Source organism: Candidatus Melainabacteria bacterium, from assembly GCA_003963305.1.
Classification (GTDB): Bacteria; Cyanobacteriota; Vampirovibrionia; order Obscuribacterales; family Obscuribacteraceae; genus PALSA-1081.
Window position 1 is genome coordinate 50,489 of sequence record RXJR01000028.1, and the last position, 20,917, is coordinate 71,405.

The 20,917-nt window shown below is 49.5% G+C and carries 15 protein-coding genes; 8 read left to right on the forward strand and 7 right to left on the reverse strand.

Annotated elements, in window-relative coordinates:
- Positions 1-344 precede the first annotated feature (344 nt).
- Positions 345-3,476 carry a hypothetical protein gene (locus EKK48_25320; protein RTL36562.1) on the reverse strand — a complete coding sequence of 1,044 codons (3,132 nt, stop codon included), beginning with the start codon at positions 3,474-3,476 and terminating at the stop codon, positions 345-347.
- A 227-nt stretch (positions 3,477-3,703) separates the two neighbouring features.
- Between EKK48_25320 and EKK48_25325 the strand changes: the two genes are divergently transcribed.
- A complete protein-coding gene (locus EKK48_25325; protein ID RTL36563.1) occupies positions 3,704-4,378 on the forward strand; it encodes a response regulator transcription factor in 675 nt (224 codons plus the stop codon).
- A 42-nt stretch (positions 4,379-4,420) separates the two neighbouring features.
- On the opposite strand, the gene EKK48_25330 is transcribed toward EKK48_25325, so the two are convergent.
- Positions 4,421-5,878, reverse strand: coding sequence for an aldehyde dehydrogenase (locus EKK48_25330; protein ID RTL36564.1), 1,458 nt, complete (start codon positions 5,876-5,878; stop codon positions 4,421-4,423).
- A 175-nt stretch (positions 5,879-6,053) separates the two neighbouring features.
- Between EKK48_25330 and EKK48_25335 the strand changes: the two genes are divergently transcribed.
- Together EKK48_25335 and EKK48_25340 are read left to right on the forward strand one after the other, a co-directional pair.
- Complete coding sequence (locus EKK48_25335; GenBank protein ID RTL36565.1) at positions 6,054-6,440, forward strand: hypothetical protein; 387 nt, start codon at positions 6,054-6,056, stop codon at positions 6,438-6,440.
- Between the two features lie 4 nt (positions 6,441-6,444).
- Positions 6,445-7,194 (forward strand): phage Gp37/Gp68 family protein, encoded by a 750-nt coding sequence (locus EKK48_25340; protein RTL36566.1) that lies wholly within the window; start codon positions 6,445-6,447, stop codon positions 7,192-7,194.
- Here EKK48_25340 and EKK48_25345 read toward each other — a convergent pair.
- Positions 7,164-8,588 (reverse strand): hypothetical protein, encoded by a 1,425-nt coding sequence (locus EKK48_25345; protein ID RTL36567.1) that lies wholly within the window; start codon positions 8,586-8,588, stop codon positions 7,164-7,166. The genes EKK48_25340 and EKK48_25345 overlap by 31 nt on opposite strands.
- 178 nt (positions 8,589-8,766) lie before the next feature.
- On the opposite strand from EKK48_25345, the gene EKK48_25350 reads away from it, so the two are divergent.
- Both EKK48_25350 and EKK48_25355 read left to right on the forward strand, forming a co-directional pair.
- Complete coding sequence (locus EKK48_25350; GenBank protein ID RTL36568.1) at positions 8,767-10,563, forward strand: DUF4388 domain-containing protein; 1,797 nt, start codon at positions 8,767-8,769, stop codon at positions 10,561-10,563.
- 114 nt (positions 10,564-10,677) lie between these two features.
- Entirely contained in the window at positions 10,678-11,010 is a 333-nt protein-coding gene (locus tag EKK48_25355) for a hypothetical protein (protein RTL36569.1), read from the forward strand.
- 29 nt (positions 11,011-11,039) lie between these two features.
- Here EKK48_25355 and moeB read toward each other — a convergent pair whose 3' ends face one another.
- From moeB to EKK48_25370, 3 genes are all read right to left on the reverse strand, one after another.
- Positions 11,040-12,266: a molybdopterin-synthase adenylyltransferase MoeB gene (gene moeB, locus EKK48_25360; protein RTL36570.1), complete on the reverse strand. Its 1,227-nt coding sequence runs from the start codon at positions 12,264-12,266 to the stop codon at positions 11,040-11,042.
- A 67-nt stretch (positions 12,267-12,333) separates the two neighbouring features.
- Positions 12,334-13,896 carry a DNA recombination protein RmuC gene (locus EKK48_25365; GenBank protein ID RTL36571.1) on the reverse strand — a complete coding sequence of 521 codons (1,563 nt, stop codon included), beginning with the start codon at positions 13,894-13,896 and terminating at the stop codon, positions 12,334-12,336.
- Positions 13,897-14,003: 107 nt separating this feature from the next.
- Positions 14,004-17,429, reverse strand: coding sequence for a TM0106 family RecB-like putative nuclease (locus EKK48_25370; GenBank protein RTL36572.1), 3,426 nt, complete (start codon positions 17,427-17,429; stop codon positions 14,004-14,006).
- 151 nt (positions 17,430-17,580) lie between these two features.
- On the opposite strand from EKK48_25370, the gene EKK48_25375 reads away from it, so the two are divergent.
- Together EKK48_25375 and EKK48_25380 are read left to right on the forward strand one after the other, a co-directional pair.
- Positions 17,581-18,543 (forward strand): WYL domain-containing protein, encoded by a 963-nt coding sequence (locus EKK48_25375; protein ID RTL36573.1) that lies wholly within the window; start codon positions 17,581-17,583, stop codon positions 18,541-18,543.
- A 58-nt stretch (positions 18,544-18,601) separates the two neighbouring features.
- Positions 18,602-19,186 (forward strand): hypothetical protein, encoded by a 585-nt coding sequence (locus EKK48_25380; protein RTL36574.1) that lies wholly within the window; start codon positions 18,602-18,604, stop codon positions 19,184-19,186.
- Here the strand turns inward: EKK48_25380 and EKK48_25385 are convergent.
- Positions 19,173-20,210, reverse strand: a complete 1,038-nt coding sequence (locus EKK48_25385; protein ID RTL36575.1) for a hypothetical protein — start codon at positions 20,208-20,210, stop codon at positions 19,173-19,175. The two genes, EKK48_25380 and EKK48_25385, sit on opposite strands and share 14 nt — an antisense overlap.
- Before the next feature lie 503 nt (positions 20,211-20,713).
- Between EKK48_25385 and EKK48_25390 the strand changes: the two genes are divergently transcribed.
- Positions 20,714-20,914: a hypothetical protein gene (locus EKK48_25390; GenBank protein RTL36576.1), complete on the forward strand. Its 201-nt coding sequence runs from the start codon at positions 20,714-20,716 to the stop codon at positions 20,912-20,914.
- Positions 20,915-20,917: the final 3 nt, after the last annotated feature.

Here is a 20,917-nt window from a genome sequence, read left to right on the forward strand (position 1 = left end):
TATAATAGTGACTTGGTTTTCGAAGCTGCGAAGGGTTTAGATAAGCTTCCAGGCGCGTTCTCTGGTCGCCACAAACAATTAGTCTGCTGCTCGCTCTTGTCACCGTTCACGGTGCTCCCAGCTTGCTGGCGGACAATGTCACCAGAGCCTCAGCCGGAAACACTGAGGCTTCGCATCTGCAGCAGAAGAGCGCATCTGGAACAGCGACAATTTATAGCGACAGGTTCAACGAACGCAAAAACTACGACCGGAGAAAAGTTTCGCCAGGGCAAATTGAGCGCGCATCACAGGCAAAGGCGAAGTAGAAGCAACTGTAGCTGGTAAATAACCAAATCAGGGTTGTACTATCTTCTGAAAAACCAGCGACGGCGTCCAGCAAAGCGGCGCTCTGGATTGTCGTTATCGGGACGGTTGTTCGGTCGGAAATCGGATGGCTTGATGGCGTCGCCGACTACTTTGAAGTCATTGCCGATACCTGGGAAGAAGCGCTTGTTGATCTGTGCCGATTCACCATTATCCAACCATGATTTCAGGTCGCGAATTACAGCCACGACACGATCGCCGCGACCATTGTCGTTATATTGATTTCCTCTGATCAGCAGCCACTGGTCTCGCTCTTTTCGCAAAGCCCAGGTGGCCACGTGATTAGGTCCACCGTCTCGCTGCGCACCACCAGCATGAAGCAGAGCAGCTCTCTGAGCGCGATTGCTTGGATAACCGTTAACGACCGTCAATTCGTCGCCTGTTACTCTTCGCAAGATCTCTTTCTGTCCGCCGCCACCATATCTGATGCGACCCACATCGCCGGCTCTACCATAGTTGGCCCCGCGATCCATAGCCGCCATTGTGGCATCTAACCTGTGAGCGACCGGGCTGGGCAAAGAGGTGCCGGTCGCGTTTTCGATCGTCCAGCCTGCTCCCTGGTATTGGTTGCTAATTGCCAAATTTCCAGAATTGAAATTATACGTGTTACGCTGCAGGTCAGTATAACTGCCGGTCAACGATACATCGGCAAGCACTTTCGCCACAGCATCAGGATGCTCACCTATTCCGCAAGGTACATAACCAGACTGCAACCAGCAAGAGCCCCATCCTTCCTGAGTAACGGTTTCAGGCTCCATGGCATGATACATGTAAGTCTCGCCGAAGTTAACACGCACAGACTTGCTGTCGAACGTCTTAGGATCATCGGACGCCACCATTCGCGTCAAATTGTCATAGGTAGCCTTGATCCGCTGCTCGACTTGAGCTCTAACCGTCTCAGGATTCTCCAGAGTACTTCGGCGTTCAATCGAGTTGATCATACGCGTTTCAAATGCACTCGCCATACTCTCAAGACGCTGGCTCCGAGCAGGATCATTAAACGCATCGCGCATAACATCCAGGTAGCGGGTTCGCGCCTCATCAACGTCTGCGGAAATGAATCCGTTGTCAGCGATACGCACACCGTCTCCCGCTTTGGAAACGACTTTTCTACCGTCGCCGCTCAAATAAGAGTAATTGCCCAGCTCATCTATTTGCACATCATGTCGGGCAAATTTTTGCGTCAGCTTGCCATCTTTCTCGCCGATAACTGCAAAAGTTCCCTGCCAATTTTCACCCGTCTCCCATTTGCGGGTAACAGTTTTTTCACCAATGACCATTGTGTCGCTGATTGAAACTGCTTCATTAGTGGCTGGGTTGTATTCGATATCACGAACTGCACCGGCAAGCGTTGTTATCCTGGCTGGCTTGCCCGCATCGTTACACTCTACGTGTGAAAAATCCGCCGTTTCGATCTGGCGCTTACCATCTGCTGACACATGAATCAGATCCCCGCGAGCAGTAAGCTCAACACGTTTTTCGTTCGACAAATCAACTTGCTTTTCCGGCTTTCCTTGAATTCTATCGCTGTAGCCGACGATCTCTCCGTCCTTATATTGAAAAGTTCGCACGTTATTGTCTTTGCTGCGAGCAACCAGATTCTGGTTCACATCATATTTGAGAACTGAACCATCCTGAGCCCTGATAGTGGTCGAACTATCGGTCAGCACAGTAACGGTAGTTCCATCTACTCGCTGGAACGACAATTCACCGTTGCCTTTGACCGGCATCTCGGATGAAGGTTTGACAGAAGGATCATCACAATTCCACAACCTACTTTTCAGATCATAGTCGAAACGAAGCTGTGAACCATCAGGCATGACAGTAGAAACTCTGACACTGTCGCCATTTTTACTCCAGACAATACCTGTGTGATCTGCACGCTCAATCTCTGAAAATAGTTTTTTGTCGTCAAAGAATAACTTGGACCCATCGGGATTCTCGCGCGAGTAATTTATTCTTTCCTGCGCATCTACGTTTCGCCACAGGTTGTTGGGATTGTCTTTCTTGTCGCCTGAGAACATACTCCAGCTGCCATCAAGACCGGTTTTTAAATCACCGTGCCAGAGCCCGAGTGACTTATCACCCTGCATGCATTTCCATTCGTCATCTTTTGTTCGTTCGTAAGTTTTACTAATTTCCCCTTTCGCGTTCAGCTCGGTAAATTTTGAAACCCTGGTTGTATTGCCCTCATATTCGAACTGACGAGCAGTACCGTCAGCCTTGGTAAAGAGCGACAGTCGCCCTTCGCTGTCGTATGTGACTTTGGTTTTATTGTCACCGGCTGATACCACATGCGAACCATCACCGGCTATCACATGGTCCAGTCCGTCTTCGGATTTATACTTGAGGTTACCGTTTTGATCGATGGAAAGATTTTTGCGAACTTCATCGCTTCCCTGGCGACCGAAGTCGCCACTCTCATTGCGCGTCCATGTCGTCGAGTGTTTGTCCTTAGTCTCTTTTATAGTTTCGAGCTTTCCATCTTTGTCATATGTGCAATCGATGCGTGTTCCGTCAGCACGCTTAAGACGGTTAAGAGACTTATCCTCGTTAAACTGAAGAGCCGCTCCTGAAGCAAGACGCTTCTCGTCAACGACGTTTCCATGCACGTCTTCAACGCGCCACGAACCGTCTTTGTGCTGCACAGCAAAGTCGCCGTTTGCTTTCAGGTCTACTTTTCCGGGAAGGTAATAGCGTGCGCCTTCTTTCTCCAGATACCATTTATCAGAGCGCTCATTGCGCCTGAGATGAATCTCTTCCCCGGTGACTTTATCACTCCGGTCTACTGAGATGAGCTGATTTTTGTCGTTATAACCATACTGATGACGCTTCCCGGGGCTGTCGTAAAACTCCACCGTTGTCAAATTGCCTGCATCATCATGCGTCTTCAAAGTGCCGTCTTTGTCGACGATCCGCACCACCGGTGAGTCGGTGTCGGCCGACCCATCCCAATTGTGCAGAGCATCTATCTTAGATTTGGTCTTATCCAGACTATTGACAGGCGATTCTTTCTCGATTTCATCTCGAAAAGCTCGATCGGCAGACGTGTTGGGGGAAGCCGGAACTTGCGCCTTGTCGCGCGCAAGCTCCGCCTGGGGCGGGTACGTCATAGATTCCTCACATGTATGCGGACGCTAAGCCTGGGCTAGCGCGGGGGCACTGGTAATGGGCGTTCGATAACGTTGTAAAGGTACTAACTATTTGTGGCGATTGTGTACCTTCTCATCCATGTTCTTTTAAAAATTGAGGCGATAAGCTTCGACCTTGTACCACCCATTCCAAGAGCTCGACTGGACAAAAGGTTTCCTATTTCCAGGTTCACCTTTATAATTTGGCAATGGCGAAAGTTTTACTAGTCGAAGACGATCGAAATCTTCTAAATACGATTACTACCTGGCTGAAGATGGAGTCTTATCTCGTCGAAACAGCAGAGAACGGCGAAGACGCTGTCGACTTACTGCGCGCCTATTCATACGATGTGATAGTTCTGGATATAGAATTGCCGAGATTGAGCGGCCTGGAAGTTTGCAAGCAATATCGAGCCATGGGCGGTTCGGCGGCGGTACTGATGCTGACAAACAAATCAACTATTGTCGACAAAGAAACCGGTTTTGGCGTGGGCGCCGACGATTATCTAACTAAGCCCTTTCACCTGAAAGAACTTTCGGCAAGGTTGAAGGCTTTGTTGCGTCGCTCACAGACACTGCTCCCCGATGTTCTGAAAGCAGGCACTCTCGAACTCGATCCACGTTCGCGCAAATTAAGCCGTGAAGGCGTCGAAATTCATCTGCCGAAGATGGAATTTGCCTTACTGGAATTTTTCATGCGCTACCCCGGACAAGTATTCAGCGGAGAAGCCTTACTCGAGCGTGTCTGGACATCGGAATCAGAACGTTCTTCTGACACCATACGCAGTTGCATCAAGAAACTCCGTAACAAAATAGACATCGACGGCGAGCCCTCGCTGATCAAGAATGTTCATGGTGTCGGATATAAATTCGAAGCCAACTGAGTTGCACTTGGGAAAGGCGCGTATGGCGGCGTTGTTTCTGAATTAGTAGGGATACCACCAGGATTTTTTGCTTGCCGAAAATTCCCAGTGCACATGCTTGGTTTCGCGAAACTCATCGAGCCCCTCTTGACCGAGTTCGCGCGCGCCACCGCTTAATTTCATTCCACCGAATGGACCCGCATAATTGTCTGTCAATGGGTCATTGATCCAGACAGTCCCGGCTTTCACTTCCTCCATAAAAGTCTTCGCCTTCAAAGCATCGCTGGTCAGCAAACAAGCTCCCAAGCCATATTCGGAGTCATTCGTCAAAGCTATCGCCTGGTCAAAAGTTTCGTATTCCATGAGGGGAATGGCGGGGCCAAATGTCTCTTCGCGCATGATCATCATTTTGTGATCGACATGAGAAATGACTGTCGGCTCATAGAACCAACCCTTCTTCAGGGTCTCAGGACGGCGCCCTCCGGTCAATACCTTTGCACCCTTGCTGACCGCATCAGCCACATGACCTTCTATTTTCTCACGGTAAACAGCACCAGCCATTGGACCGATATCGGTACCAGATTCAATACCAGGTCCAAGCCGCAATGATTTGACGTGCTCAACCAGCGCCTCAGTAAACATTTTCGCGCCCCGAGCGGGCAGGTAGACTCGCTCAGTCGACGTGCAGACTTGACCGGCGTTGGTCAAAGCAGCATAAGCAAGAGCGTGCGCCGCCACTTCAGGATCTGCATCTTCAGCAATAACAAACGCATCTTTACCGCCCAATTCGAGATGCAGTTTTTTCATCATCGGCGCTGCTATCGAAGCAATGCGCTGTCCTGTAGCCAGGCTGCCGGTAAAAGCTATGACCGGAACATCTTTATGCTCAACCATCGGTTCGGCAACCTCCTTACCGAAACCGTTGACAATATTGATTACACCGGGAGGGAAATGATCCCAGCAATGTTCCGCAAGATAGATTGTGGACAGGGGCGTCAATTCACTGGGCTTGATGATCACTACATTGCCGGCGGCAAGGGCTGGTGCAACTTTCCATGCCATCAAAAGAAGCGGATAGTTCCACGGTACGATGCACAGAACCACACCGTATGGTTCTTTAAGCACCAAATTCAGCTGCGTATGCTCTCCGGAAGGCAGCACACGTCCACGCTCATGTCGGCCCAGCTCAGCATAATATTCGAAGGTATTCATCAACCATTCGAATTCCTCTTCATTCTCAGGGACCGGCTTCCCCTGCTCGAGAGTGAGAAGGTGAATGATTTTTTCCTTGTGCGCGCGCATCTTTTCAGCGGCTTCGTGCATCATGCGCGCACGCGTATTTGCTGAGGTTCGGCGCCACACGTCAAATGCGTTCTTGCCGGCCGCTACTGCCTTCTCTGCATCAGCTTTTGTACCTCGAGGAACTGTATCAATCACTTCTTCGGTAGCCGGATCGAATATTTCAATTTCGTCCGTTGCACCACCTCTGGTGAATTCGCCGTTGATAAAATGCAAAGGCATAGCAACTCCCTTTCGCTGAGGCCGATAGACAAGCCACTATCCTATCAATCGTCGGGAATCATCGGCTTCTTGGCTTCAAATTTAAAGCAAAAGGCATAAAATAGAATTGATACAGTTTCCAAGAGAACCTGCCAACGATGGCTGATTTTGGGCAGAATCAGATTAGAGCTCCGATATGCAAGACGAAATCGAAGAAAAACAAGACGATGATCTCACTGACGCCCTGAAGGGCGCTGCGGTCGCACTGGCGCTCGTAGCCACCATACCGATTTTCATTCCTACTGCTGCCTGCGTGCTTGCGTTTACCGAACTGAAAGAGGCGCTAAAGCGCTGCCCGCTATGTGGCAGCCGTAAGCTTATTTTCAAAGGCAAGGAAAATCGCCCGCCTGGCGGGTGCATGGAGATTAGATTCGAAAGAGGTACTGCCAAGCGCAGAAAGTCGCCAGTGTACTCGTATTTCCAGTGCTCGAACTGCTCCAGTCGATTCAAAAAATTCTACGGCAGCTCGCTAGAGCCGGCATCTGAAGAAGAATTTTCAGATATGCTGGCGAACTCATTTTGATATTATGGCCGTCAATTCAGACATTGAATGGACAGATGCAACCTGGAACCCAATCACGGGTTGCACAAAAATAAGCCCGGGATGCGCAAATTGTTATGCTGAAACATTTGCCGAAAGATTTCGCGGTGTTCCCAACCATCCCTACGAGCAAGGTTTCGATCTAAAACTATGGCCGGATAGATTGGCTCTGCCAGCTAAATGGAAAAAGCCAAAGAGAATTTTTGTCAATTCAATGAGCGATTTGTTTCACAAAGATGTTCCCGTTGAATACATCTTGAAGATCTTTGAGGCTATGAACAAAGCCGACTGGCACAATTATCAAATCCTGACCAAACGCCATGAACGCTTACTCGAGATCGATCATTTGATTCCCTGGTCTGCGCACATATGGATGGGAGTCAGTGTCGAGAATCAAGACTATGCACACCGCATTGATTATTTGCGTCAAACCGGTGCTCACCTGAAGTTCCTCTCTGTCGAGCCGCTTCTTGGTCCGCTCGAAAATATCGATCTTAAAGGAATCGACTGGGTCATTGTCGGCGGCGAATCAGGACGCAAGCCGCGTCTGTTGCAAGAAGAGTGGGTTAAGTCAGTACGCGATCAATGCCGGCGCGCTGACGTCAAATTTTTCTTCAAGCAGTGGGGCGGTTCAAACAAGAAGAAAGCCGGTCGCTTACTGGAAGGACGCACCTGGGACGATATGCCTGAAACCAGCTTGAATAGTCAAACCGGCTCCAGCCTTCCATGTCGATAAATGCCAAGTTCATCCAGCGCATCATCGAAACTCAATTTCATCTGGCGCGCATACTGCATCGCAGCCACCGCTTGATCGACTGTAATCAGCTTATTTCTGACCATAAACTGACAGCGTAAAGCAGCTAAAAGTGTCGATTCATCTATGTATCCGTTCACAACCAGCATCCTGCCCAGAACAGACGGATAGTCGCGAGCAAGCGCGATGGCGCTTTGAATTTCCTCTTCGAGCACAAAACCACACAACTTGAGGAGCTCACCAATTCGCAGCTTAGGCGCTTCATGCTGTTCGGCCAGTCTGGACCGCTTTGGCGTGACGTCGGGCTCGACATCAGTCAACTTGGGAATCAGTGAATTGCCTGTCTCTAAAATCAGCGTATCGGTAGCAGATTGAATGTCGATGGAACCGACACTGATTGACTCCTGCAACCTCAGTGCCAGGCGAAGTTGATCGGTAGTGATCAAACCAAGTGCAATCAGTACCGCACCCAACGGCTCTTCTCTCGTCAAACTGAGCTCGACCGCATTCATCATGTCTGATTCGGTTAGAATTCCAGCGAGAATCAAAAGCTCACCAAGTCTTATGTTTCTGCGACTTGGGTCTTCGGCTGCAAGCAACAGTTTGGACTTCTGCTTAGACAAGCCGTTGCGCCTGTCAGCTGGCTCGGACGATCCGGCTGAGCCGGCAGATGAGCCGGCAGATGAGGTCGGACTGGACGGTGAACTTTCACCCTTCCTGGCCGCCTGTTGTGAATCTGCACGCGTGTCAGTTTGATTTTCGGCATTACTCTCTGCAGAGGGATCAACCGTGGACCGCGCGGCATCGGACAGCAACTCTAACTGCGGCTCAGACTCTTCCTTGAGATACTCGATCGCTTCCGCCTGAGACAATCGTCCCATACGGATCATTGATTGCAGGTCGACGACTCTGATAATCAAGGGCTGCGAAACCAGCCCCATCAAACTAAGAATTCGCCCGAGCGGCAGACCCAACTTGTGACTTGTCTCTTGAGCTTCACGAAGTTGATCTTCGTTGATAAGTCCGGCTTCCAATAGCAACGTGCCTAACTGGCTGGTTTCTTTCGGCAGATTAGGACTCGGAGTCCAGCCAGTGCGTTGCAAAGCATCGATTAGGGGCACTCCCTGGTAACACACGAGTGCAAAGGTCTTTTTCGCCGTTTCCATCGTCACGTCAGAAGTGCGCATCAAGCTATGCAATTGCAGAGCGATATTCAACTCCGCATCCGTAATTTTTCCCGACAGCACGAGCGCGCGTCCCAGGGGCATACCGACCTGGTTCGCCATATCCATGATCGCGACCAATTCTTGCTGACTGATGAAGTCCAGTCCGACCAGCAATGCTCCGAGCTTTACCGCTCGCTTCGTTTCAGACAATTTTGACTCCGTCTGAGCACAGATTAAAGGTTACCGGTTAAATTGTACCCGCAGACAGGCGTCAGGCACCTACCTGTCCCGTCGATGGTCTGTACACATCGTTCTGGCGTGCTTTTAGGTTTGATGAGGCTGGGAATAATGATTTGGATTACGCCAATATAGTTCAGGATTCTCATTGATGCTCAAGAAAAGTGGGCTCTTGTCACAGGCAAACCGCGGTCCGATCCCTCCCGATATCACGGAACTGCACCAGCTTCTGTCTCAAGCGCTGGAAAGACGCGGCCAGAATTTTCAAATTTCATGGCGCTCTGTCGACATGATGACAACATACACACTAAATCTCGCCAGTCCGCTCAAGGGCGGCGAGCCACGCTGGCAGCTGACCAGCGAACTGCGCGGCATTCGCACACCTATGTTCGATTACGGAAGCTGTGACGTATTGCTTGTGCATAACTTGATGTCGGCAGCAGTGGCAGAGTTAACGACCACCGGGCGAATGCAAAGCGGAATCGGCAACACCATCATCAGGCGTGATGACACACCTGGAAAAATGTCCGACACTATAATCCAGATGCAAGCAGCAACCCCACCCCAGGGTTCTGGACCTTCTGCCACTCAAACACAACCTGGTCATGGAGGAGCCAATGCAGGCGGTGCACCTGCCACAAGTTCTTCAACCCACTTCGCGCCGCCCACTATGCCTGGAGCTCCGCAAGCAGCTCATGCCAATGCTGCATCAACAATGCCAACCCCACCGGCGCAGGCGGGCTCTCAGTCGGCTGCGGTGCCCCCACCAGCTGCACCGCCGACCAGACCCGAGCCGATTCTGCCATTCCCCCGAGAGGGAGACATCGGCTCGCTGCCACTCGACGAACTGCTGCGAAAAATCGTCGAATCGAGAGTTACCGGCAAACTGGAAGTTCGCAACAAAAATGCAACTGCACTGGTCTGGGTACAAGACGGTTCACCGGTCGATGCCACCGCTGGTGATGCAGAAGGTGACGAAGCAATTATCGAATTATTGACGTGGAGAGATGGTCAATACCTGTTTGAATCTCGCGTATTGCGAAACACTCATACGGTTCACCAATCCATAGACGCACTATTGAGCCAGAGCCGCCAACTGTCGGAACGCACGCACTATTTGAAAGAAGCCGGCATGCTCTTTAGCTCCACTCTTCTGCCGAAACGAACCAATATTACAGACCTCGAATTTGTTCAGCGGGCAGGTCATCAGGCACCTCTAAACGTAGATTTCATGAACAAATTCTATCGGATGCTCGATGGTAAACAAACCATAGAAGAAATGATCAGAGCGTTTCAATTGTCACGCATTCAAATCATCACACTGATTTATCACTTGCTGACAAACGATTTGATCAAAATTTCAAATCCAGCCGTCAAGTCGAAGCAGTTTGCCGTTCAGCCAAGAGTAATAGACGGGGCGGCTATTCAGAGTGTCATGATGAGCCTGAGACGCGCTGACACTGGCATGTTCATTTATCCCGCATTTCTGTATTTCTTGGAGCAGGAATATTTCCGTTGCTACAGATCGCGAAGTCCATTATCGGTTATCGTCTTTGAGATGAGGATGCACGCAGGAAACGGCAATCGGCAATTACTGCCGGGACCAGCGATACTAGATGCAGTACTGCGCATCAGTCAGCTGAAAAGGCATGTAGATTTGCTGGCCCACTACGATGCATACGATTATGCATTGCTGCTTCCCAACACAAAGGCAAACGGCTCACAAATATTTGCGAACCGACTCGTGAAAGCCCTCACTGCCACTCCCCTCGGTGGAGAGTTAGAACCATCCAAACTCGCACTCTCAATGGGGTGCGCTTCCATTCCCGAAGATTTTGTGGACCTGAGCTCATTGCTTGGTGCCGCCGATCTGGCAATGGCCCAGGCAAAAGCTCAAAACAAGCCCGTAGTCGTATATCGCGACATAAAACCGATCACGACCAATTAAGTCTCCGTATTCCGAATTTGAATTATGAGAAATTGTAAATAATTCTATTTGAACTTTTTTCGAGCTTCTTACGTATTACGGGTTATGGAACACTGATAACCCAGGAGATTCGTTATGAACAAGAATATTGCCTTCGCACTCGCCTTAGGATTTGCGGTCACTACGCTCGTTACTACTGCCAATCAGGCTGAAGCTAGACGATGGGGCATTAACGCCCGCGAAAATCGTCAACAAAACCGCATCTATAACGGTGTTTCGAATGGATCCTTGAATCAACGCGAAGCCAGCCGCCTTGCAAGACAACAACAAAAGCTGGCGATGCGCGAAGCTCGCATGCGTCAAAGCGGCGGTGGCTTATCACCGACCGAACGAGCCAAGCTGCAACACGAGGAAAATCGTACCAGCCGGAATATATATAATCAAAAACACGACGGACAGACTCGCTAACCAGGAGTTGCGTTGGGCGCGAGTGGTGATTACAAAACAGACATTGAACTGTCGACTTGTTTTGACCACGCGCTCAACCCACCTGTCAGATGGCGCACCTGGGAGAGTCCTGCCTCTCGCATCAATGCGACAGCCTTTTGACTGCGCATCCCAGACTTACAGTAAACGACAACGTTTGAAGCCGCAGGTATCACTTGAAGCCTTTCAGAGATTCGGCTGAGCGGAAGATTCACAGCCCTATTCAAATGAGAATAGCCAAATTCATGTGGTTCGCGCACGTCTATTAGCAGTAAATCGTTGCTCGCTCTCAATTCTGCATCGAGCTGTGTTGCAGACAGTTCACTCGAAGAAGATTCGCTCGCGGCAGTCAGAGATTCCGCCTGCGAAGACTGCTTCGTTAACAAACCAGAGCATGAAGTCTGGACAGTGGCATGTTTCACCCGGAGGTCTTGAATTGATCTCACCTCAGGGCTGTCACCACAGGTGATGCATTTGAGATTGCGCGTCAGCTTAATCGTGCGAAACGACATATCGAGCGCATCGACGAGAAGTAACCTGCCGACCAATGACGTGCCTATAGAAAGAATTGTCTTAATACATTCAGTGGCCTGGATTGTGCCAACTATTCCAGGCAGAACGCCAAGTACGCCAGCCTCGGCGCAATTCAAGAAGGTACCTGCCACTGGCGGCTCAGAGAAAACGCAGCGATAGCAAGGTCCCTGACCGGGAGCAAAAACACTGACCTGTCCATCGAATCGATGCACGGCTCCGTGAATATTTGTCTTACCGAAGACCACACAGGCATCGTTAACAAGGTAGCGTGTCTCAAAATTATCGCTGCCGTCTACTACTATTGAATAATCCGCAAAGATGTCCTCAATGTTGTCGCAGGTCAACCTGGTATTGTGCGTGTGAATCGATATCTCAGGATTGAGAGAAAGAGCTCGTTTAGCAGCCAGTTCTACTTTCGGAAATCCAACATCCTGGTTCGAAAACAGAATCTGCCTCTGCAAATTAGATTTATCAACATCATCGAAATCTACAATACCAATCGTGCCAACACCTGCCGCACTCAAATACTGAATAACAGGCGAACCAAGTCCACCAGCACCAACAACAAGCACACGCGCGCATTTTAATTTTCGCTGTCCCTCGATACCGACTTCCGAGATCAGTAAGTGACGGCTGTAACGCTGTAACTCGCTGTCAGAGAGGGAATCAGTAGATGAGTCCTTGGAAAAATCAGTTGATGTCATGCTCCGCCTCAATCAGAGCTGCTATTGTAGCGGATCTCCCTGATGGGGCAATTATTTTTCACGGCCATTATGAAGCAGCTATCTCCTCACCAGCTACAGTGAGAAGCGGTATCTTGCTCAAATCTTGGGTATTGAGAACGCGTATTGAGCGCTCATGCATCTCCAGTTGCACAATCTCGTCACCGGTAGTGGCTCCCAATTCTTGAAACTTGCGAGCCGAAACAAGCACTCTGGATTCCAGAGAACCTACAGTTCTGTTATAAGCATCCACTGTTTTATCTAGACCTTTTCGGACCTCAATAAAATGTGCCACCATAGTTTTTAATCGATCATAAAATTCCTTGCCTAGCTCGCTGATTTTTTGTGCGTTCTCGGCGAGCTTTTCTTGCTTCCAGCCATAGGCGACTGCCTGAAGCAAGGCAATAAGGGTGGTTGGTGTAGCCAATATAACTCTCTGATTAACGCCATGCTCAATCAAAGCAGGGTCTTGCTCTAGTGCGGCGCTGAACATAGCCTCGCCGGGCAGAAAGAGCACGACGAATTCAGGAGATGGTTGAAACTGATCCCAATAACTTTTAGTTGACAGCTTGGATAAATGCTCTCGCACCTGTCTGGCATGATCTTTTAGATATTTTTGTCTGGTCTGATCGTCGGTTGCCTGGAGGGCGTCAAGATATCCTTGCAACGGCGCCTTGGAGTCGACGACTATGTTCTTGTAGTTCGGAAGTTTTACAACCATGTCCGGGCGCAGCTTTCCGTCAACGGTATCGGTAGTTTGCTGTTGCACAAAATCACAATGTTCAAGCATGCCGGCCATTTCAACAACTTTCTTCAGCTGGATTTCACCCCAGCGACCTCGCACATTAGGGGTACGCAAAGCCCTGACCAGATTTTGTGTCTCCTGCTGCAAATTTGTTTGTCCACAGGCAAGTGCACTAATCTGTTCTTTCAAGCCGGAGTATGCGCTGATCCGTTCCTTTTCCAAATCCTGGATTTTACCGTCTACGTTTGTTAGCGAATCCTTGAGCGGCTTCACTAACTCATCGATCGACTTCTGACGCTGTTCGAGATCAACACGCGCTCCTTCCTGGAATCGCTCCAGCTGTGTTCTAGCCAGATCTAAAAAAGCCTGGTTGTTGGACTTGAGGGCCTCAGCAGAAAGAGCTTGAAAAGCTGAACTCAGTTTCTCTTGAGCTTGTTCAATCAAAGCGATTTTTTCTGCAGCTGCAACACGCTCTTTGTCTCTGGACGTCTCGACAACAGCCAGTTGCTGCCGTAGCTGTGAAGCTAATGCATCGGCACTTGCGGCTTGCAAAACCCGCTCATTCAAAGAGCGTTCAAGGGCAGCCAGGTGATTATTTCTCTCTTCCGCCGCGGACAGCCTCGACTGCAGATTGATCTGATCGCGAGTAAATATCGCTAATTGCTCAGATAGAGCAACTCTTTCCTGCTTTAACTCGTCGACGCATCTATCTCTTTCTTGCAACCTGGTTACCAGCACATCCTTCTCAGACTGACACTGCGCCAGTGTTCGGTCGATGACTGCGCCGATCTTGTTTCTCATGACCAGGTAACAGGGCACAGCTCCCAGTGTTAATCCGATTGCCAGAGATATGTAGACATGTTCCATTTCAAACTTCCTTAGGTTTGGAGCGAAGCTATTGAGAGTTACTGATTTGTTTGAAATTTTCTTGCTTCAGCTGTTTGCTAACAATCTAGAAACAGCCAAAGGAAATCCTAGACCGAAAGGCTTACTGCTTGCGGCTTTCCCCTTGTATTACTCCCGGACTTTCCCACATTCACTATCTGACAAAAGAAGTTGAGCAGACGCATCTGGCTGAGGCTCGAACATGGAGTCTTCGTAAGGTTGGGATTACCAACAACGAATGCAATCGTTTGAGCCCTGGAGATAGCCACGTTAAGCCGACTCATGCTGAATAGAAATTCCATTCCGCGCGGCGATGAGCCACCATCGCTGGCGCACATAGAGAGAATTACAATTGGTGCCTCACGTCCCTGAAACTTATCAACTGAGGCAACCTGCGCACCATTGATTTTGCTTGCTATCTTGCGAACTTGCATATTGTACGGAGCAACAATGAGAATGTCGCTCAAAGACACTTGCTTCGTCTCACCATCTTTATTTGTATAGCAGCACTTGAGCAGTTCGGTAACCAACTCTTCGATGCGTTCCACTTCTTCATCGGAAGCTTGAGCGTTACCTTCATGCGCAACAGGTACAAAGACCAGACCTGAACTTTTGCCGATCTTTTCGGCTACCAGAGGATCAGGAAAGCTCAGTACTTGCCTGGCCGTTTGTGCATGAGGCTGGATTCTCGACTCATATACGGCATCGGAAATAACTGCACAAACATCAGGATGCATGCGGTACGTAGTGCCTAAAAAGACACCAAGGTGCTCGGGAACAGTGGCATGATCTTGCAGAAAATATTCCAGTGAAGACTTACCACTCTCACCGGGATGACTCCCTTCCACAGGCTGCTCAAGCTGCATCTGATCGCCCAATAAAATCAGATTGTCAGCGCTGCGACCCATTCCGACCACATTTGCCAGACAGACCTGCCCGGCTTCGTCTACGAACAGGTAATCAAACGCTCCAACCGCCCCCTCATGACTGAAACACCAGGCGGTACCGGCAACCAGGTTATAGGCAGAAGCATCTTCTCTGGCAAACAATTGACCGGCGCTACGGCAATGTTCAACGTGGAAGCGAGAACGTTTTGGCGGCCGACCTCTGGAGGCAGAGGTACCTCCAACCTTCATCGCCCGCACCGGGGTGTTCGAAGCATGGCACTGCTCAACGACTCTGTCCAGCAAATTTTCAATGGCTTTATGCGAATTAGACGTGATACCGACGCGTTTGCCCCGACGCAAAAGTTCCACGATTGTTTGAGTTGCGACATAGGTCTTTCCACAACCAGGTGGTCCCTGTATGCAAAGAGAAGTCTCTTGCATATTAACGATAGCCTGAACAATTTCTGTGACGGCAGCCGATGCCACCACAGGCTCGCCTCTACGAAGCCCCCTGATGTCTGGCTCACGTCTGAACAACAAGTCTGCGAGTGCCTTGGGCAAAATCCTTGCTTCTGACCAATCAAGAACAGTCTCAAAAATCGAATCAGAAATAGTGCGTGAGTGTATTTGCTCGTTTGGCAGGAGCGTGATTTCAGAAGGCAAGACTTTGCCGTCCTTGCTAACAATTATCGACAAAAGTCCGTTCTTTCGATCTAGATTACAGATACGAGTGTTGCTCAGGTCGTGCAGAAACAGACAACTGTCACCTTCATCAAGTTTAGTATCCTGATCGGGATCATAAGAGTACTCAAGAGCAAGTGAGCGACCAACTTCATACGGCGGTCGACTGGTGCGCTTCAACCCGGCCAGACAATCGAGGTCGTCGTACAACTCATCAACCGACCTTTTCTGCCGATCAAAGCGGCGCCACCACATCGGTCGATCTTCACGTTTATGAAACTCCAGGAGATGAGCCAGCAAAAGCTGCACTCTCTTCTCTTCACTATCTTCGATATGAACGCTTTCGCTAAGAAGTTCCTGAGTCAAAGCCGAAGCAGGTGTAACTTCAATCTCTCCAGGCGGCTCAGAGACTTTACCGCTGTAGGCGATGCCATGTTCGAGCTGGCGAGACCAGAGCCAGTTCGCCAATTGTTCGGTCGATACGCAATCAGCCTCATTGTAATCACGTATCTCTTTAAGCAGTCTGGAGTCTGTCCATTGCTTGCCGTCAGATTGCTGTAACCAGCGTTCATAAAAAACGACCGAATCTGTCGCTTTAGCTACGGCGCCGCTCCGTTTTGGACGATAGAGATGCTCAATATGTTTGATCGAATAAGAGGGAACACCGACCAGAAAGGCCTGACGAACTATCTGATAAAGGTCTACAAAAATTTCGTTGCGCAGAAGATTATCTACCTCTTCCACCCGAGTAGAATGGCGACCGGCCAGCCGTCTTACTGCTGACACCTCATATGGTGCATAGTGGTAAACGTGCATGTTGGGATCTTGCGTCCATTTCGTGTAGACGTAGTCGATGAAATCTTCGAAGGCTTGCTTCTCCTGCTCTCTGTCGTGAGCCCACCAGTCGACAAATTGCAGCGTATTTTCGTCTTTCCTCTCAACTGCGCCGAACAAGTATTCCAGCCCGCCTTCAATATGCGGATAACCTTCCATATCGAAAAATATATCGTTGACTGAACCTGGAGGTAAAAGGTGTAATCCTTTCCCTTGCACGGGTGGCAAGAGCTTATAGGCGACTTTTTCTTCGGCAACAGTTTGCAATTGCAACCTTGATTGCTCCTGCAGCGTCTCCAAAACACTTACATTGATAGACTTGATCTGGCTGCTATCGGCCGAAGCCAGTTTGGTGACGGTATCAATTCCTGATTTCTTCAAGCGCTGAATCTGCGCCTTTCTTATGTTGGCGATGCGCGTCAGGTCGTCACGCTGTTCCAGCAGAGAATCAGCGATAGTCTTCCAACGACTGTAGGTTCCGACAATCAGATCATCGGGAGGAAGCTCTCTGGAAAAGCTCGATTGAAACTCAAGAAACGAGCTTTTGAGCTGCTGATAGAAATGAATGTACTCTCGAGTCGGAAACTCCATTTCTGTACAGTCACCCAAAACGACTCTCAAATGCTCAGGGCAGCGGTCTTGTATTTTTTCGAGCATTTCTGCATAACAGCAGAGCTGAACAACGAAATACGGCTTTGCCTTTTTCGACAATTTGGTGTCCCATACCTCGTAATGGAAATCACCCAATTTGGACTTGCCGGGAACCCTGACAAGAAAATCGGAGCGTCCCGCAAATTGGCCCGCTGCAAGCACGCCTTGATAAATAACCGCCCGGCCCGCCTGCATGGCAGCTATTGTTGCCAGCTCGGCGGACTCGTCACGACCAGTGATTTCGACAATATCATCGAACTTCTCCCGCAATTGCTCAAGAAAAGCTATTTCGTGTCGGTTCCCATGGTCTTGAAGGATTGCGGCGCTCTCGTCCTGCTCATCTGCCTCATATTCGTTTGGGAACTCGACATAGCAACGTTCCATCCAGGAATCGTAGACAGAGTCCATAAACGTTATAAGATCTGATGGTGAGAAAACTAAGTTGTTAGCAACTTTACGCATAAACCTTCTCCAGCGGCTAATACCAGAATAGAGAGTGCAACTGCGAAATACCTGCAGTTGTTATACTAAAAGATTAAAAAATCACCGGATGTACGCCTCAACCACGAGTCGATATATCCATATAAGTTGAATGTAGATCGAGCGTATATGTATGAGCACCAAACTTGAACGAGTCCTGGCTATCGACAGCGAAATTTGCCGGGGGCGCTATCCGAGCGTTACAGACTTGTGCCAGCGCTTCGAGGTCTCAGAGCGAACATTGCACGAGGACATCCGATTCTTGCGCGAAAATCTGGCTCGTGAGATTGATTTCGATCATGTCCGAAACGGCTATTTCAACAGCAATCCTCAAAAGCGCCTGCCGGCCTTTGAGCTTTCCAGCGGAGAAGTTTTTGCGCTGACACTTGGCAAGGAATTACTTTCACAATATATCGGAACCTCATTCGAACCGACCCTGCGATCGGCACTGGAAAAGATTTCCGAGCGTCTACCTGACAAAGTGCAAGTCGATCCAGCCGACGTACAAGCGATTATTCGATTTCGCGGCAGTGCCATCATTCCAATTAGCGGCAAGCTCTTTACCGACATCAACAAAGCTTGCGATGCGCACAAACAAATCGAGTTCACTTACTTTGCAGCCAGTAAGGGAGAAACCACTTCACGTCTGGTCGACCCGCAGGTGTTATTGCACGACCGCGGTGCCTGGTACCTGGTGGCATACTGCCATGCACGAAAAGCCTTGCGAATGTTCGCCCTCCATAGAATGCGTGATTACAAGATTCTGGACACAACCTTCGATCCCATATCCAGACAGGAAATCAACAAATGGATGGATTCAGCGTTTCAGCTTGAACACGGCGAGAAAGAGCACACTATAACCGTGCAATTCGCACCGCATGCATCGCGATACATTCGCGAACGACTATGGCATCCACAGCAGGTACTCGTGGACGGAGAGAACGGCTCATGCACACTCAGTTTCCCGGCTTCCAGCCTGGACGAGGTTCTGCGCTGGGTTGGACAATACGGTGCTGACGCTCTGGTGCTCGAACCACCTGAACTCAGGGAGATGGTAAAACAATCCCTCAGTGCTACTCTGGCACAATACAACTAAGACTGGCGCTTTCACATCCGGTCTACACCATAAATACCTGGTTTAGAGCAGCTTCTCCATGCATACTGACACGATTCCGAGAACAAAAGCAGACAACGCAGAATACCTGCGCAGCGATGAACTCCGCACACTCACCCTGCCATCAGGTGAGAGCCTGAGAGAGCTGGCGGCAATTTTAAAGGAATCGATGAAAACGGATGATCGAAAGCAAGTACAGGCTGCCAGTGCAGCTTTGCTCGCTGAACTGGCCAATGCATTCGAGGTCTCACCACCGCCATTGAAAGTGTTGAACGCTCGCCCGGTCAGGGTAACCGAGAATTATGCCACTGAAACTTTTGGCGACTACGACTTCGACTCGACCTTGATCCGCCTCTGGATGCGCACAGCAGTGCAAAAGAAGATGACATCTTACGGCACATATCTAAGCACGCTCTGTCACGAATTTTGCCACCATCTCGATGTGGTGGCACTGAATCTCCCTCACACCTATCACACGCGCGGATTCTACGAGAGATCTGGTCTCTTGTATCATCATGTGCAAAACACACCCGTGCGAACGATTATCTGGAACCCGCACAGAAACGGTACTTTCAGCGTCGATTGGGCGCGTACGATGCGCCAGCAATCACCTAAGGAGACTTGAGCAGGTCAACACGCGGTTTTGCGATTGTAGTCGTAAAACGCTGGGCGCGCGACACAGGAAGAATTTTACTTACCGTGGTCCGAATCGACGTGCAGATGTTATCCAGAGGCAGATCATCACCGTCATGACCAAACGGATCTTCGACATCTTCAGCAATCAGTTCGATACCGATCAAAAAGTATGCTCCGACCAGAAGTGGTGGCATGCTGAACCAGACTGAAAATTCTTGAGTCAAATACCACGGCCAGGTGAGAAGATTGAGAGCAATACCTTGCCTCATGAAAGCTCGATATGAGACAGCAATGGGACTGTTCTTGATACGTTCACATGCACCGCAAATGTCCATCAATGCACGTGTGTGCTGATCCAGAATGATGAAAGTCAAACCGTCTATTAGCCCCTTTTCCTGCCATGATGCGACAGTTTGATAAATGCGATTGGCGATAGTGAGCGGCAAATGCTCCAGCTCAGAATCGGATAGTTGATTTACACCAGGCAACTGCTCATTCGGCGTCGTGCCACGCAAGTGATGCTTGAGGGCATAGGCAAACGAAATGACCAGCTCACCAAATTGACGCTTCTCCAATTCCGAGATGGCAACCATCGACGACACTTTCATACAAAGATTGCGCGAATCGTTGGTCAATTGCCCCCACAGTTTTCGCCCTTCCCACCAGCGCTCATACGCGGAATTAGTGCGAAAAACAAGCAGCAGACCAAGCACTACACTGCTATAAGTACCTGCTACACCAGCTTCTTTAAATAATTTCGTCGGTAAATTAGGGAAGCCGACAGAATCGACCAGCAGGGCATAAAGAGCCAGAAAGAATAAGTAGATCCAGACCCGCTTAAATACAGGGATCTTGTACATCATCGTGAATGGTCTGGTCCACATCAAAAAGATGTTTTGACCATCTCGCACCGAAGCGGTAGGGGAGGACACAACAGCATTGGCAATCATTTCGTAGTCGGCAGAACTAATAGAAGCCGATGAAGTCTTGTCTTTGTCTGTGAGTATGGGCATGTGATCTCTCCAAACTATTGGAGTGCCATTATCCGATATCGTTCAGTGAGTTGTCGGGTGGAAAAGGTTAGAAAAGCACAAGCTCAGCCGTTACAGACAGCACACTCTGTAATCACTCGACTACAAAAAGCCGGAAAGTCAATCCCAGGTTACTAAAGGGGCTTATCCAGAGTGAACAGAACAGAAAGGCAGGGCTGGGAATCTCGCACAACGAAAGTGCGTCATCTTTATTTTATGTAACTCTAGGCTCCGGCGCACCGGACCTCTGCATATCGAATCGCTGCTCGCGAGTTATCGAAATACTGCGTTTGATATTACCGAGAAGTGACACTGAGATATCCAACAAACATACATTTTGCACCACATATGGTGAACGCCAGACTGAGTTTCCGATAATGACTTATTCTTCCCAACGAATTAATCTCACTCATCCCCGACTGCAGATATTTCGCAGCCGCGACTTGTATTCTCAAAACATAGACAGCTCGACGGAAGGATTCCACATGTACTTAACCCCTGAACAATTGTCGGTTATACAAGAAGCGCTGGAATTTGCCTACGACGCCAAACTGCGCGAATTCGAAGATAATCACTGCCGTCTCGACATCGCCTCCAGGCAGCTGGCAACAAGAGCAGCACGCGCCGTCAAACAGTACGCTGAAATACTCGAGTGCATCGACCCCCAAGAAGGCATGGCGAGCTAGGGT